The sequence below is a fragment of the Pseudomonas sp. MF08875 genome, from assembly GCF_059862525.1.
This window is the reverse complement of the sequence record NZ_JCBCUW010000016.1, coordinates 33432-48447: the sequence shown is the minus strand read 5'-3', so window position 1 is coordinate 48447 and position 15016 is coordinate 33432. Positions and strand designations below refer to the sequence as shown.

Here is a 15016-nt window from a genome sequence, read left to right as displayed (position 1 = left end):
AATGGGCTCGTACACTGCCTGTAGAGAACTAATTATTACCCGTAAAGAAACCGTATAGTCGCTTGTATATAAAGATGGGCGACTTATGATGGCGTTGTCTAAGTGTCTAAGCCTGAGGTTTATTATGAGTAACGAAGATCTTGGATGGTTGATTATGTCCATGATTGGCGTGTTTGGCCTGGCCTCGCTTGTGTTCGAGTACCTGGGCAAACAGCATGGCGTAAAGCGCGCAAAGCCGGGTGCAAAGCCCGCCAGGCCGCAAGGCGTGAAAAAGTAAGTTTCGCTGGTTTAAAAATCTTAGTTTCAGTGAACGCAACGTTAAGTTGGGTTGAGGGACTCTCATCATGGCCCGTTATTATCGCAAGCCCGGCTCGGCCAAAGTGGTAGAAATAGGCACGGATCAAGTGTTGGCGGTGGTGTTTTTTGGGCCTATTTACTTGTATTACGCAGAACTCTGGCCGCACTTGGCACTCTGGATAGTTGCCTATGGTATCGGCCTGTTGGCCGGGCCGCCGTGGTTGCTGTTACCGGTGGTTGGCCTGCCGTTGGTCTACGCCTTTCGTATTCAACACATCGTGACCCAGGACTACCTGAAAAAAGGCTGGGTGCCGGTGCAAGCGGCGCAGCTTGCCCAATAGCCCCTGGCCCGACAGAATCGCGCCCCGGCCCCGCCAGCGGTGTGGGGCGGTTGGGCTGAAAAGGGGAACGCCGTTGAACGAACAGACCTTGTCCATGCGCCTCGAGCGCGTCGCGGCCCACGTGCCGGCCGGCGCGCGGCTGGCCGATATCGGCTCGGACCACGCCTATCTGCCGGTGGCGTTGATGGCCCGGGGCGCCATCGCGGCGGCGGTGGCGGGCGAGGTGGCATTGACGCCGTTCAACGCCGCCCAGCGCACCGTGCACGAAAGCGGTTTTGCACAGCGCATCAGCGTGCGCCGGGCCGATGGCCTGGGGGCGATCATGGCGCACGACGACATCAGCGCCATCAGCCTGTGCGGCATGGGCGGCGAAACCATCCGCGACATCCTCGAGGCGGGCAAGGCGCATTTGAGCGGCCGGGAGCGGCTGATCCTGCAACCCAACGGCGGCGAGCCGCCACTGCGCCAATGGCTGATGGACAACGGCTACCGCATCGTCGGCGAAGAGGTGCTGCGGGAAAACCGCTTCGACTACGAAATCATCGTCGCCGAACGCGGCGCACCGGTGGCCTACAGCGCCCAGCAGTTGTACTTCGGCCCGCTGCAACTGCAAGCCCGCAGCCCGGCGTTTTTGCTCAAGTGGCAACGCCTGCTGCGCCAGAAACAACGGGTGTTGAGCCATTTGGCCCGGGCCCGGCAAGCGCTGCCCGAGGCGAAGGTACGGGACATCGCGCGCCAGGCGCGGTGGATCGCCGAGGTGCTGGCCTGAGGCGGGAACCGGTGGGCTTGGGGCGGTTGCCTACAGCAAACTTTCTGATTGCCTGGCCTTCAAGCGGCGAAAACCTACAAATAGTCTTCAATGACCGGTGACTGCGGCCGATAAGCCTGATATCGCCGCACGCAGCAGCCCGCGTCGCTCCCTCACCGCAGAAGGCCCAAGGATGACTATAAAACTCCGTCTGTTGCTGCTGATCGGCACCAGTGTGCTCACCGTCCTCATCGTTGGCCTGGTCAATTACCTGGGCAATGAACGCATGCAGGTCGCGATGCTCGACAGCGAAACCAGCATGACCGCCCTGAGCAATCACCTGGAAGCCGACATGATGCACGACGCCCTGCGCGCCGACGTGCTGGCGGCGATGCTGGTGGGGCTTAACAAAAGCGTCAGCAGCCGCGATGAAGTGCTCACGGCGCTGAATGAACACGCGGCGAATTTTCGCAAGGCCTTGGGGGAGAACCTGGAACTGCCCCTCAACGACACCCTCGAAGCGGCCCTGACCCACCTCAAGCCCAGCCTCGACGCCTACATCGCTTCGGGCGAGCGGATGGTCGCCCTGGCCCTGGACGACCCGGAGGCGGCCCAACAGCAACTGGGCGGCTTCAGCACGGCGTTTACCGAGCTGGAAGGGCAGATGGCCAGCTTGAGCGAACTGATCGAGAGCAACTCCAAGGCCAGTGGCGAGCGCACCCGTGCGGCGGTGCACAGTGCCAACCTGACCCTGGCTGTGGTGCTGGCGCTGTGCTTGCTGCTGGTGGTGGCCCAGGGGGTTTGGGTGACCAAAAGCATCATGGCCCCGCTTCAGGTGGCGCGGCGGATTGCCGACAGCATCGCCCACGGCAACCTCAGCGAACCGATCCCGGAACCGGCCAACCGCGATGAAGCGAGCATGCTCATCCGCAGCCTGGCGGTGATGCAGCGTGACCTGCGCGGCATGATCGAGGTGGTGCGCAGCAATGCCCAGGGCGTTTCGGGCATGACCCAGCAGTTGAGCAGCGGTTGCCATGAGGTGGCGGCCAGCAGCCAGCAGCAAAGCGCGGCGGCGGGGACCATGTCGGCCGCCACCAGCCAAATGACCGCCAGCATCGAAGAAATCACCCGCCACGCCCAACATGCGCTGCAAATGGCCAACCAGGCCGAAGCCTTGGCCAAGAACGGCGGGCGGGTGATCCATCAAGTGGTCAGCGACATGGACGGCATCGCCCGTTCGGCCCAGGAATCGGCCCAGGTGATCCGCACCCTGGACAAGGAGTCCGAGGGGATTTTCAGCATCATCCAAGTCATCAAGGGCATCGCCGACCAGACCAACCTGCTGGCGCTCAACGCCGCCATCGAAGCCGCCCGGGCCGGTGAGCAGGGCCGCGGTTTTGCCGTGGTGGCCGACGAAGTGCGTAGCCTGGCGGGGCGCACCAGTGCCTCGACCCAGGAAATCGCCGCCATGGTGGCGCGTATCCAAACGAGCACCCGCGAAGCGGTGACCAGCATGGAAGCGGGCGTGGCCCAGGTGGACAAGGGCATGGCGGTGACGGCGGATGTGGAGCGGGCGATCCGCGAGATCCTCGAAGCCACCCTGAGCACCACCCAACTGGTCAACGACATCAGCCGCACCATTGGCGAGCAGGGCCTGGCCAGCAACGAAATCGCCCATCAGGTGGAGATGATCGCCGACATGTCCGCCGGTAATACCCGGGTCATCGGCCAAACGGCCGGCACCACCGACGAACTCTCGGCACTGGCCGGCCAGCTCGCGCAATCGGTGGACCGCTTTCGCCTGTGATTACTCAGCGGCCGGCGCCTGGCCGTCGACCCAGCGTTGCCGGTGGCAATCGGCCGGGCCCAGGGCGCGGCCGCTGGCGGATTGCACCACGAGGGGCCGCAGCGCTTGCCCGGTGGCGTTGTCCAGCAACACCGAGCGGGTTTCCCCAGGGGTAAACAGAAAACGCTCGCCCCACTGGCGCAGGCACACGATCAGCGGGAACGCCTCGCGGCCCTTGGCCGTGAGCACGTACTCCTTGTAGGCGCTGCCGTCGGACGCGGGGCGCACCTGCAACAGGCCCACCTCCACCAGGTTTTTAAGCCGTGCGGCGAGGATGTTCTTGGCCACGCCGAGGCTTTTCTGGAACTCGCTGAAGCGGCGAATATCGTCGAATGCGTCGCGAATAATCAGCAGTGACCAACGATCTCCCAGCACTTCCAGGGTTCGGGCCACCGGGCATTCGCGAGTGGGCTGGGGGGCTTCTAGGGTCATGGTGTTTACCTTGTGCAGAGCATTGCCGCAGTGGGCAGGGCTTTCGAGGATGTGGTTGCGATTTGAAACCTGATGGGTTAACAATGCCAATCTAGTTGCCAATTGAAACCAGCTTAGCCCCACGGAAGTGCAGATGAAAGCCCATGTTGATTCAGAGCCCCTATGCGTTGCCCTTCACACGCCGCTGGCACGGCCCGCCCAGGGCCTGTCGCCGGCCCTGACTTGGCTGTTCTCGGTGACCTGCGCCCTGGCGGTGGCCAATGTCTACTTCGCCCAGCCCCTGCTCGACAGCATCGCCCAAAGCCTGGGCGTGGCCGCGGCCACTGTTGGCATGGTGGTGACCGCGACCCAGGTGGGCTATGGGCTGGGGCTGCTGTTTATTGTGCCGCTGGGGGATCTGCTCAACCGCAAACGGCTGGTGCTGACCCTGGTGCTGCTGTCGGCACTGGCACTGGCGGCGGCCGGCGCGGCGCAGCAATGGCTGGCATTGCTGGCGGCGATGATGGTGGTGGGGTTGCTGGCGGTGGTGGTGCAGATTCTCGTGGCCTACACCGCCGCCCTGGCGAGCCCCGCGCAACGGGGCGAGGCGGTGGGCACGGTGACCAGTGGCATCGTCCTGGGCATTTTGCTGGCGCGCTTCACCTCGGGGCTGGTCGCTGACCTGGCGGGGTGGCGTGCGGTGTATTTCGTATCGTCGGCCTTGATGCTGGTGATCGCGGCGGTGCTGTGGAAAGTGGCCCCGGCCACTGTGGCCGGCAAGGGCACGCAGACTTACCGGGCGCTGCTGGGCTCGCTGTTCCAACTGCTGCGCAGCGACCGGTTGCTGCGGGCGCGGGGGCTGTTGGCCTTGCTGGTGTTCGCCGCGTTTTCGGTGCTGTGGACCACCATGGTGCTGCCGCTCAGCGCCGCGCCCTGGTCGTTGTCCCACACGGCCATTGGCCTGTTCGGCCTGGCGGGCGTGGCCGGTGCGCTCGCCGCGCGGCGCGCCGGGCGCTGGGCCGACCAAGGCCTGGGGCAACGGGTGACGGGCATCTCCTTGGGGCTGTTGCTGCTGGCCTGGCTGCCCATCGCCTTTAGCGAAACCTCGCTGCTCGCCCTGGTGTGTGGGGTGATCCTCCTCGATTTCGCGGTGCAAGCCGTGCATGTCACCAGCCAGAGCCTGATTTTCGCCGCCCGGCCCGACGCCCAGAGCCGCATGGTCGGCGCCTACATGGGCTTCTATTCCCTGGGCAGCGCCCTGGGCGCCGTGGCCGGGACCCAGGTCTATGGGCGCTGGGGCTGGGGCGCCGTTAGCGCGTTGGGAGCCGGCATCAGTGGCGTGGCGCTGTTGATGTGGCTCTACGGGCGCTGGCGCAACGCTTGTTGCAACTGATGCACCGCGCTCGCTTCCACGGCGCCTTCATCGGCCCCCGCCGCAAAGGTGGCGCAACACGCGGTAGCACCGGCGTCTGCACCGCCACCACACTGCCCGGCCAGCAGCCGATCCAGCCACAGCACCGCGTGGGCATGGGGCCCGAGCACCAAACCGTCGCGCACCAGGGGCAGGGCGGTGGCGGCGAGGGCCCCGGGGCACTGATGAAGGGCGTCACCATCGCCCATGGGCGCAGTGACCAGCGACTAGAATCCACAGGGCAACCCACCCTCGAGGAAACCCGACATGACCGCCAAAAACACCCTCTGCCTATGGTTCGATGGCGCCGCGCTGGAAGCCGCGACCTTCTACGCCCAGACCTTCCCCGACAGCGCCGTTAACGCGGTGCACCACGCGCCCGGTGACTACCCGGCGGGCAAGCAGGGCGATGTGCTCACGGTGGCGTTCACCGTAATGGGCATACCCTGCCTGGGCCTGAACGGTGGCCCGGCGTTCAAACCGACCGAGGCGTTTTCGTTTCAAGTGGCCACCGATGACCAGGCCGAAACCGATCGCCTGTGGCACGCCATCGTCGCCAACGACGGCCAGGAAAGCGCCTGCGGCTGGTGCAAGGACAAGTGGGGCGTGTCCTGGCAAATCACCCCGCGCCAGTTGACGGCAGCCATTAGCCACCCGGACCCGGCGGTGGCCAAACGTGCGTTCGAGGCGATGATGGAGATGGGCAAGATTGATATCGCCAGGATCGAGGCGGCGGTGAAGGGGTAGGTTGCAGGGGGGCATAAGCCTGATGGCTCGATGCTCCAAACTGATACCATCACGCCATCGACCCGCCGAGCAGAAAAGATGAACCGTCGTAAAAAGATCAAGCAACTGCTACAGGCCCATGCCAAAAAGGCCAGCGCCAAGTTGGCACCGCAGAACAAGCCTAAATACATCAGCAAAGCCGACCGCCTGAAAATGGCTACCGAGGCGGGTGATGATCCCATCATGCCTTCTGAGAGCTGATGGCCCAATGCCAATAAGCGCTTGCTCGCTCAGGGCAGCGCAGCTACTGTCAATGCCATGAATCAATCGCCCGCTCTCTTGACCACGACCACCACGACCGCCAAAGGCGAGTCGTGAGAGGTGCCGTGAGCCAATAACCCACACACTTCAAAGGCCCGCCAGTGATGGAAAGGGCCTTTTTTCTGCCCTTGCGTCGCTGGCCAAAACGCAAGGAAAAGCACCATGTACGCACTGTTGATTCTCGATATGCAGGTGGGTTTGTTTCATGGCCCGGAAAAACCCTGGGCCGGCGAAGCGCTGCTAGACACCCTCAATACGCTGTTAAACAGCGCCCGGAACGCCGGCGCGCCGATTTTTCTCGCCCGCCATGTGGGCCCGCCCGGCTCACCGATCGAACCGGGAAGCCCATTGACGCAACTGGTCCCGCAGTTGCTGCTACAGGGCGACGAAGTGGTTTTCGAGAAAACCCGGCCCAACGCCTTCGTCAACACGGCCCTGGCCGATCATCTGCGCGCCTGTGGCGTGGAAGGTGTGGTGGTCTCGGGAATGAAAACCCAGTATTGCGTCGACAGCACCTGCCGCGCCGCCCGGGATATGGGGTTCGAGGCGGTGCTGATCGCCGATGGCCATACCTGCTCAGACACCCCGGCGCTGAAGGCCGACGCAATAATCGCTCACCACAACACAACGCTGGCGGGAGCATTCTGCCGCGTCCTACGGGCTGAGGATTGGCATTTCTAAGGGCGGGCGGATCGGCCCACAGGAGGGCCGATCTGTCTGTTTTGGGGGCAGGGGGGGCATCACATCAACGCCTCGCCGCTGTCCTGGCACAACAGGTCGGCCACCGCCCGGTTCGCTTTTGCACTTGGACCTTTAAGAACTCTCAAGGCTGACTTTTAGGCCTGCCCGTTCGGCCAGTTCAATAATGTGCGCTACTCGATCGGCGTCACCAATAAACCCGTTGTAATTCTCACCTCCGTCGTCCAAGTGAAAATAACGCTTACCAAACTGCGCCAACCATCGATCAAAGTTGTCGAGTACCTCGGGTATCGATGTAGCCTCTTTGGGCACATAAACGTAGGGCTCTGTCAGGTCCTGGGCGCGAACCAGATACGGCGCCTGATACTCAAACACGTCATGACTTCTCCAATCCATGCTCATTAGAACGAGGTGTTCAAGTTTTTGCCCCTTTGAGTCATTCAGCAGCCCCTCGGTGAGGGCGCCGGACGGGTCGTCACCCATTGCGAACCTGCGCATGACACGCCGCACAAGCCTGGCGCCTTCTTTTTCCGGAACGACAGCGACCAGCGCCTGGGTAAAGGCTTCGAGGGCTTTTTTCTGCGCGGGGTCAGCTTGCTCAGGCCGTAGCTCTTTCATGATTGCCGAGGCGCTGAGGTTGGTTTCTTCAGGTGGCGGCATGGTAAAACGCCCACCAAACAACCGATCTAATAAACCCATACCACTCCCTGGAACACCGTGAAGTTACAACTGAAATAGTGGCTGCCGATCGAGGCTTACCGCTGTCGAATTAACTGGCACGCCGTGAAATTTGTCGACCTGTTGCGGGTTTGTATCTACCTGTGATCGACACTTGCCTGCCATGAAAGGTTCCGGCACGGGGAAAATCAGTGGGGACGGCATGGCTCAAGGGCAAGGGGCAAAGATTCATCGGTATTTAAAAATCACCCCACTCATGTATTGATTTAAATCGCGCAGGTCCTGAACGCTCCAAGCGTGTGGCGATAGTTTGACTCCATTCTCTTGCAAGGTTTCAGGGGGGCGAATCTCCATTGGGGCGAAGTATGATCGACGAGGCAATAACGCCTGTGTAGTCATGTAATCGTTCCATAGGCTGCCCTTTACGGTAAAAGATAGGTTGTGGTTTTTTATAAAAATATAGAAATGCCCATTCGGCCTATCAAAAACACGAGCAAAATCAAAAAGAACACTCGGATAAAGCCACTTCCATAGCGCAGCGCCAAAAACGTGCCTGTGAGGGAGCCCGCAATATTGCAAATCCCGACCACTCCCCCGATTGTCCATAACACATTGCCCGAGGGGATGAAAAATATAAGCGCCGCAATGAACGTACCTAAGTTGACCAGTTTTGCCGAAGCGGACGCATTTAAAAAGTCGAAGCCGAAGGCTTTTACGAAAACGAAAAGCAGAAGGCTTCCACTACCTGGCCCAAATACACCATCATAAAATCCGATGAGCCCCCCAAAACAAGTCCCTAATAGGATTTCCTTTCTTCGGTAGTTCTGCTTTAAATGAACACGGCCTAGATCCTTCTTGGCAAATGTATAGGCCGCCATGGCTATCAAAATAATGAATACTACATACTCCATGAATTTTTTAGGTACGAGCGAAACAGAAACTGCGCCAAGAAATGCAAATGCAAACGCCGAGATTATCATTGGAACCATAAGCTTCCAGATGATCTTTATTCTTTTTACATAGGTGAGTATGGATGATAGGTTGCCCGCCAGTACGGCCAGCTTATTGGTTCCAAAAACAGTGGCCAGGCTGTACTGGGGCAGGGCATGCAAAAGTGCTGGTACCTGTACCAGGCCTCCACCGCCAACCGCAGCGTCAATCAGGCCACCACAGAATGCAAAAAAACCTAACGCAACCAAGGCGTATTCAACGTGCATATCAATCATCCAGCCAGTACTTGTAATCATGACAAGGTGATCTGACGACATTTTACTCGGAGACTATGCCGCCACTCGCATTATTGAGCCTCCTGAGTAATTGAGTGGTCAATAACGTCGAACGGTTTTGCAATGATGTCGAACTCATGATTTCGCCTTTATCATCCTTTGGGCGCTGGTTGAAATTTCCTGCGCGAATTGGACCCGATTAAATTAGTTGGTTGATATGACAATCACAAGTGATTTATAGTGAGCCGATCATTCATTTTAAATGAGCGGTTGGCTAATGGAGCTCTCGCAATTAACCATGTTCAAAACAGTTGCCGAGCAAGGCAGTATCGTTCGAGCGTCTGAGCTATTGCATTGTGTTCCTTCAAATATAACAAATAGGATAAAGCTCCTCGAAAGTGAGTTAGGAGTATCGCTTTTTATAAGAAAAGGTAGAGGGCTGATTATCAGCCCGTCAGGTGTGTTGTTTCTGACCTATACAAACAAAATTCTATCGTTGTGCCAAGAAGCTCGCAGGGCGCTGGAACCCAGTTCGATGCCATCGGGGATATTGAGTATTGGTGCGATAGAATCTTGCGCGACAGGACGGCTGCCTAAACTGTTATCTAAGTTTCACCAGAATTATCCTTCAGTTCAAATGCAATTCAGCACCGGGCCATGGCCTCAACTCTTAAGTGATGTAGTAGCCCATAAATTAGATTGTGCGGTTATTGCTGCCGACAACGAACATCCTGACATCAGCCGTTTGGAGATTTACAAAGAGGAGCTTGTGTTGATTGCTTCTCCTGATATGGGTGATATAAAGAAACCTCAAGACCTGAGTGGGAAAAATATTTTTATGTGGCCTGAGGGATGCCCTTATCGGAAATCTCTTGAAGGCTGGCTTGACGAGCATCGTGTTGCGACGGTTATAACGAGTATCGCCAGCTATGGAACTATTCTTGGTTGCGTAAGTTCGGGTGCGGGGGTTTCACTTGTGCCCAAAGGTTTTTTTGAACAGTTCAAGAGTATTGGGGGCATATGTGGGCATACGTTCGATGACTTGGCGCCCATACAAAACTATTTTGTATGGAATAAGCATGCAGGTCTTCATCGTGCGAAAGATAAGTTTGCTGAGTTGTTGGAGGAAGAGTTCAAAGATATTTGATTAAGCGTTGAGGGTTCTATAAGGCGGGTGCCACTTAACGCAACCCCCGTGCGGTTGAGCCGGACGGCGAGCGTGAACCCGTGCGGCTCATGCACGTTGGTGGAGCGGGCTGCCCCCGGCACCGTAGGTCCAGCCTATGTTCGGGCCGCCGCCCCTTTGCTTGCACGCGGCCGAGTTTATGCTGATACAATGCGATAAATTCTCATTCACACTTGTCGTATCTCGTGCAGCCCACATCATCGGTAAACCCTCACCCGCATCATGCTCTCGATCAGCTTTACAGCCACCACCACGGCTGGCTGCAGGGCTGGCTGCGCAAGCGCCTGGGCAATGCCGCCGATGCGGCGGACCTGGCTCAGGATACGTTCCTGCGCTTGCTCAGCAATGCGCCTGGCGAGCGCCTGGACTTGAAAGCGCCGCGCGCCTATTTGGCGACCATCGCCAATCGCTTGTCTATTAACCTCTACCGCCGCCGCTCCCTGGAGCAGGCCTATCTCGCTGCGCTGGCGCAAACACCGGAAGGCCTGGCGCCATCGCTGGAACATCAGGCGCTGGTACTCGAAGCCCTCGACGAGATCGACCAAGTACTTGCCTTATTGCCGACCAAAACCCGGCAGGCGTTCCTGATGGCGCAGTTGGAGGGGTACACGCAGGAAGAGATCGCCAGGCGCCTCAACCTCAGCGTGCGTTCGGTACAGCGCTACCTTGCGCTGGCGTTTGAAGAGTGCATCGTGTTCGCTAGCCAGAGCGCGCAGCAGAATGAGTAATACGCCCATCGACCGGCGCATTGCCCGCGAAGCGGCTGTTTGGTTCGTGCGCTTGCAGAACAGCAGCGCTTGCGCCGCCGAGCATGCCGCCGGCGCCGAGTGGCGGGCGCAGCACGCCGATCATGAGCGGGCCTGGCAACTGGCCGAGCGCTTCAGTGACCGCACCCAACAGCTTGCCGGTGGTGCCGGCCGGGCGGCTCTGGAGCGCCCGCGCAGCCTGGAGCGGCGACAGGTGCTCAAGACCCTTGCGTTGCTGATCGCCGCTGCCCCGCTTGGTTTCGCAGCGCACCAGGGTTTGCCGTGGCGTGAGTGGCAGGCGGACGAGCGCACCGCCACGGGGGAGCAGCGCACCCTGCATCTGCCGGATGGCGGACAGATTCGCCTGAACACTGGCAGCGCCGTCGATATTGCCTACGACGACAACGTTCGTCGCACGCGCCTCATCGCCGGCGAGATGCTTGTCGAGGTGCCGCGCGAGCATGCCAGCCGCCCGTTCATCGTCGATACCGCACAAGCGCAAGTTACCCTGCTCGGCAGCCGTTTTTTGGTGCGTCAGTATCCACAGCGCACCTACCTCGCCGCGCTGCAGGGCGCTGTCGAGGTGCGCCCGCGGCTATCACGGGGTGATGAGGGCCTGGTGCGTCTAGCCCCCGGCCGGCAAACCCATGTCAGCGCCCAGGCAGCGCAGCCTTCAATGGCACTGGCGCAGGGCCGTCTCGACTGGCTCAACAACGTGCTGCGCGCAGAAAAAATGCGCCTCGATGACTTCGTCAGCGAGCTGGATCGCTATCGCCCAGGCTTGCTGCGTTGCGATCCAGCAGTGGCTGGGCTGCTGATCTCGGGTGCTTTCCAGTTGCGCGACACCGATCAAATACTCCGCGCCCTGAGCCAGGCTCTGCCGGTGGACGTGCACTATCGCTCGCCCTATTGGGTCACCATCACGGCGCGCGCGAAGGCGTAAAGAGAATCATTGTCGTGTTTTCTTGATACTGCGTGTCCCTCCCGTAACCACATTATTTTCACTGGGCGGGGACGAACACATGGCAACGACGCAGGGCATGCAACCACTGGCGCGAGCGGTTCACGCTGGCGCACTGGGTCTTATCATCGCGGGTGGCAGCCTGACTCCAGCCTCGGTGCAGGCCGCAGAGCAGGGCGCGCAACACAGCCGCGCCTATCAGGTGCCTGCCGGCAACCTGAGCAGGACCCTCTCCGAGTTCGCAAGCCAGGCAGGAATCACCCTGGCCATCGAACCGGGCCTGGTGGAAGGTTTGCGCAGCCCTGGCCTGAATGCTGCCACCAGCGTCGAAGGCGGCCTGCAGCAACTGCTACAGGGTAGCGGTCTGCAAGCTTCACCGCAGGGTAACGGCCTGTACCTGCTGGCACCGCAAGTCGTTGGCACAGGCCTGGAGCTGGGCGCGACCAGCATTACTGGCCAGCGCCTGGCGGCGACTACCGAGAACAGCGGCTCGTACACCACCGGGGCGATGCAAACGGCCACCAAGCTGCCCTTGAGTTTGCGCGAAACACCGCAGTCGGTGAGCGTCGTCACGCGCAAACGCATGGACGACAAAGCCATGACCAGCATCAGCGATGTCGCCAAAAGCGCACCGGGCATTTTCCTCAACAATTCCGGTGGCGTAGGGCGGCCTAGTTTCAGCGCGCGCGGTTTTGACATCGATAACATCATGTATGACGGTTTCCCCACCAGTTTCCTGACCTACCTGCCCAGCGGAGAAGCCAACCTGGCCATGTATGACCGGGTGGAGATCGTCCGCGGGGCCACCGGGCTGGCCCAGGGTGCCGGTAACCCCGCCGGTGCCATCAACCTGGTGCGCAAGCGCCCGACGCACACATTCCAGGGCACGCTCACCGGCAGCGCCGGTAGTTGGGACGATTACACCGGCACGCTGGATGTCGGCGGCCCGCTCAATGAAAACGGCACCCTGCGCGCCCGTACCGTGGTTTCGCGGCAGGACGCCAAAAGCTTTCGTGACTCGGTGCAAAGCGATCACGATCTGTTCTACGGCGTGGTCGACGCCGACTTGAGTGAAAGCACCACCCTGACGCTTGGGGCCTATCGGCAGAAGAACCATACCAACTACATCTGGGGCGGGTTGCCCATGGCCCGTGGCGGCGGCCATCTCGGACTGCCACGCGACACCTTCCTGGGGCATGACTGGGAATACTCGGACGATCAGACCACCGGCTATTTCGCCACCCTGGAGCAAGGCTTCGCCAACGACTGGACGCTGCGCCTGGCAGCCATGCAGTCGAAGACCGACACTGATGTACTGGCCTCTTCGGTATGGGAATACGACCGCCACTATTTATGGACGGAAGCCATGGAGCAGAAGGAGACCGGCTACGATCTGGCGCTCAGCGGCCCCTTCCAGTTGCTCGGCCAAGCACATGACCTGACTATCGGCGTAAGCAAGCGCAAGCTGGATTATCGTTCCGGCAAGGCCTGGAGCGATTTCATCGACACTGGCAGTAATCCCTTCGACTGGGACCCAGGCGCTCATCCCAAACCCGATTACGTCACGGGCAGTGATGGCCTTCCCGAGACCACTACCCAGGACAGTGTCTATGCCAGCACCCGCCTGCGCCTGAGCGAACCCCTGTCGTTGATTCTCGGTGGTCGTGTTGACTGGTACGAATTCGACGACAGCGCCAACAGTGAAGGCAACTTCAAGGTCACTCGCAACCTGACCCGCTATGCCGGCCTCGTCTATGACCTGGACACCAACCACTCGGTCTATGTCAGCTACACCGATATCTTCAAGCCGCAGAGCAGCAAAGGCCTGGACAGGAAAGTGATCGACCCTGTCGTGGGCGAGAACTACGAAATGGGTATCAAGGGCGAATACTTTGGTGGCGCCCTGAACACCAACATGGCGGTCTTCCAGATCGACCAGAAGAACCGTGCCCAAGAGTTGCCTGAATCCAAAGGTTGCGGTTCAGGCGCTGCCAGCGCCTGCTACGAAGCGGCCGGACTGGTCCGCAGCCGCGGCATCGATCTGGAAATCCAGGGCGCCCTGACCGACAACTGGCAACTGGCCGCCGGTTACACCTACACCCAGACCCAATACGTCAGCGACGCCAACGCAGCCCGAGAAGGCGAAGATTTCGACCGCAAGAAACCGCGTCAAATGTTCAAGCTGGCCACGATCTACACCTTGCCTGGTGAGTTGCAGCGCTGGCGCGTGGGGGGTGATGTCTACCAGCAAAGCCGCATCCGCACCTCGGGGGGCACTGGCACCAGCGCATGGAAAAACCAGCAGGGCTCGTACACGGTGGCCGGTTTGGTTGCAGGCTACAAGGCGAGCGAGCAATTGGATCTGCAGGTCAACGTCAATAACCTGTTTGATCGTACTTACTACAGCAGCGTCGCCAATGGAGCCTATAACCCGTATGACATCTACGGCGATCCACGCAATTTGAAACTGACTGCCCGTTACAGCTTCTAAGCAGCTGTTCATCGTCAAGGATCATTCACTCTGAGGCTTAATCAGGAGAACAGAAATGGACGCACTCACCCGAACACTCAGAGAAACAATCGCGGCCGCTGACCGGGCCATTACGGCGGAAAACTTCGACGAATTGATGAAGTTTTATGCCGATGACGCAAGTCTCGTCGTCAAGCCAGGTTTGACCGTCACCGGGAAAGACAGCATCCGCCGAGCTTTTGTCGCCATTGCGCAGCACTTCAATCACAGCATCGTTGTTACTCAGGGAAAGATGCAGGTCATACCCGGCGGTGATGTGGCGCTTGTCATCATGGAAACCCGGCTACAGGCCACGGATAAGGCGGGTGCAGAAAGCCAGAGCATGCGCCGGGCCACCTACGTATTTCGACAGGTCTCGGAAAAGTGGTTATGTGTAGTGGACAATTCCTATGGGACGACGTTGCTGGATGAGGTTGTTGAACCGTAGGCATTTAAACAGGAGGGTGTCCACTCTATAGGTGGGCGCCCTTGCTCGCAGGTGAGAGGTGGCAGTTTACTGATCCGCCAGGTGTGCCCAGGCGCACGCTGAACCCAGGCTCTGTACGAGAGGCAGTGTCGCGAACGCCGCATGGCACAGGCCAAGAATCCCAGGGCGGTGGATTTTACCGGGCTCCCAGTGCATCGAAAGCAACGACGCGGCATTTTAAAAGCTCCCGAAAATTGGCATTTTCGTTGGTCGCGGGATATTGGGTCAGGCCTGGCCGGTTTTCAGCGCCCCACCGCCACTTTCGGCAGGACGCCGGGGGAGAGGGGGACCGCTGATGAAAGATACAACGCTAAGTTACTGATTCTTATAGGGCCTTAGGCCAGCGTTAAACAGGCTGACAGAGTGTGCATTTTCCTTTACTATTAACGGCTTACGTGCGCCTTAAAGAACACCCTGGCAGGG

General features: G+C 59.7%; 17 protein-coding genes and 2 pseudogenes. 14 read left to right on the top strand and 5 right to left on the bottom strand.

The genetic code is table 11. The features are described from left to right. Positions 1–124: 124 nt before the first annotated feature. From AC19YT_RS11545 to AC19YT_RS11525, 5 genes and pseudogenes are all read left to right on the top strand, one after another. Positions 125–277, top strand: a complete 153-nt coding sequence (locus tag AC19YT_RS11545) for a hypothetical protein (protein WP_176465145.1) — start codon at positions 125–127, stop codon at positions 275–277. Positions 278–344: 67 nt separating this feature from the next. Further along, entirely contained in the window at positions 345–638 is a 294-nt protein-coding gene (locus tag AC19YT_RS11540; protein WP_500599374.1) for a hypothetical protein, read from the top strand. Between the two features lie 73 nt (positions 639–711). Further along, positions 712–1407, top strand: coding sequence for a tRNA (adenine(22)-N(1))-methyltransferase (locus tag AC19YT_RS11535; RefSeq protein ID WP_500599375.1), 696 nt, complete (start codon positions 712–714; stop codon positions 1405–1407). Positions 1408–1579: 172 nt separating this feature from the next. Further along, positions 1580–2335: pseudogene (locus AC19YT_RS11530) on the top strand (MCP four helix bundle domain-containing protein); the annotation flags it as partial. Further along, the gene (locus AC19YT_RS11525) at positions 2330–3193 is read left to right on the top strand and encodes a methyl-accepting chemotaxis protein (protein WP_500610299.1); all 864 of its coding nucleotides are present in this window, start codon (positions 2330–2332) and stop codon (positions 3191–3193) included. The pseudogene AC19YT_RS11530 and the gene AC19YT_RS11525, both read left to right, overlap by 6 nt. Here AC19YT_RS11525 and AC19YT_RS11520 read toward each other — a convergent pair whose 3' ends face one another. Further along, the gene (locus tag AC19YT_RS11520; protein WP_095110483.1) at positions 3194–3664 is read right to left on the bottom strand and encodes a winged helix-turn-helix transcriptional regulator; all 471 of its coding nucleotides are present in this window, start codon (positions 3662–3664) and stop codon (positions 3194–3196) included. Between the two features lie 133 nt (positions 3665–3797). Here AC19YT_RS11520 and AC19YT_RS11515 point away from each other — a divergent pair, with 133 nt between their 5' ends. Continuing rightward, positions 3798–5036: an MFS transporter gene (locus tag AC19YT_RS11515; protein ID WP_500610276.1), complete on the top strand. Its 1239-nt coding sequence runs from the start codon at positions 3798–3800 to the stop codon at positions 5034–5036. Here the strand turns inward: AC19YT_RS11515 and AC19YT_RS11510 are convergent. Then, positions 5003–5263 (bottom strand): hypothetical protein, encoded by a 261-nt coding sequence (locus AC19YT_RS11510; RefSeq protein ID WP_500610275.1) that lies wholly within the window; start codon positions 5261–5263, stop codon positions 5003–5005. The genes AC19YT_RS11515 and AC19YT_RS11510 overlap by 34 nt on opposite strands. Positions 5264–5321: 58 nt before the next feature. Here AC19YT_RS11510 and AC19YT_RS11505 point away from each other — a divergent pair, with 58 nt between their 5' ends. The 3 genes from AC19YT_RS11505 to AC19YT_RS11495 all read left to right on the top strand — a co-directional run bounded on the left by AC19YT_RS11505 (position 5322) and on the right by AC19YT_RS11495 (position 6782). Then, positions 5322–5801 (top strand): VOC family protein, encoded by a 480-nt coding sequence (locus AC19YT_RS11505; RefSeq protein ID WP_500599380.1) that lies wholly within the window; start codon positions 5322–5324, stop codon positions 5799–5801. Between the two features lie 78 nt (positions 5802–5879). After that, positions 5880–6041, top strand: coding sequence for a DUF2986 domain-containing protein (locus tag AC19YT_RS11500; RefSeq protein ID WP_095110579.1), 162 nt, complete (start codon positions 5880–5882; stop codon positions 6039–6041). 222 nt (positions 6042–6263) lie between these two features. Then, positions 6264–6782 (top strand): cysteine hydrolase family protein, encoded by a 519-nt coding sequence (locus tag AC19YT_RS11495; protein ID WP_095110487.1) that lies wholly within the window; start codon positions 6264–6266, stop codon positions 6780–6782. Positions 6783–6914: 132 nt separating this feature from the next. Here AC19YT_RS11495 and AC19YT_RS11490 read toward each other — a convergent pair whose 3' ends face one another. The 3 genes and pseudogenes from AC19YT_RS11490 to AC19YT_RS11480 all read right to left on the bottom strand — a co-directional run bounded on the left by AC19YT_RS11490 (position 6915) and on the right by AC19YT_RS11480 (position 8695). After that, on the bottom strand, positions 6915–7499 hold the full coding sequence (locus tag AC19YT_RS11490; protein ID WP_500599382.1) for a DUF6630 family protein: 585 nt from the start codon (positions 7497–7499) through the stop codon (positions 6915–6917). Positions 7500–7706: 207 nt separating this feature from the next. Further along, a pseudogene (locus AC19YT_RS11485) lies at positions 7707–7887 on the bottom strand (cytochrome c); the annotation flags it as partial. Between the two features lie 40 nt (positions 7888–7927). Further along, a complete protein-coding gene (locus tag AC19YT_RS11480; protein ID WP_500610274.1) occupies positions 7928–8695 on the bottom strand; it encodes a sulfite exporter TauE/SafE family protein in 768 nt (255 codons plus the stop codon). A 286-nt stretch (positions 8696–8981) separates the two neighbouring features. Here AC19YT_RS11480 and AC19YT_RS11475 point away from each other — a divergent pair, with 286 nt between their 5' ends. From AC19YT_RS11475 to AC19YT_RS11455, 5 genes are all read left to right on the top strand, one after another. Further along, a complete protein-coding gene (locus AC19YT_RS11475) occupies positions 8982–9851 on the top strand; it encodes a LysR family transcriptional regulator (protein ID WP_500610273.1) in 870 nt (289 codons plus the stop codon). 224 nt (positions 9852–10075) lie between these two features. After that, positions 10076–10618, top strand: coding sequence for a sigma-70 family RNA polymerase sigma factor (locus AC19YT_RS11470; protein ID WP_500610272.1), 543 nt, complete (start codon positions 10076–10078; stop codon positions 10616–10618). After that, positions 10611–11579, top strand: a complete 969-nt coding sequence (locus AC19YT_RS11465) for a FecR domain-containing protein (protein WP_500610271.1) — start codon at positions 10611–10613, stop codon at positions 11577–11579. Before AC19YT_RS11470 ends, AC19YT_RS11465 begins: the two co-directional genes overlap by 8 nt. A 79-nt stretch (positions 11580–11658) precedes the next feature. Continuing rightward, positions 11659–14088 carry a TonB-dependent siderophore receptor gene (locus tag AC19YT_RS11460; RefSeq protein WP_500599036.1) on the top strand — a complete coding sequence of 810 codons (2430 nt, stop codon included), beginning with the start codon at positions 11659–11661 and terminating at the stop codon, positions 14086–14088. Positions 14089–14143: 55 nt separating this feature from the next. Then, positions 14144–14554: a YybH family protein gene (locus AC19YT_RS11455; protein ID WP_095110494.1), complete on the top strand. Its 411-nt coding sequence runs from the start codon at positions 14144–14146 to the stop codon at positions 14552–14554. Positions 14555–15016 lie beyond the last annotated feature (462 nt).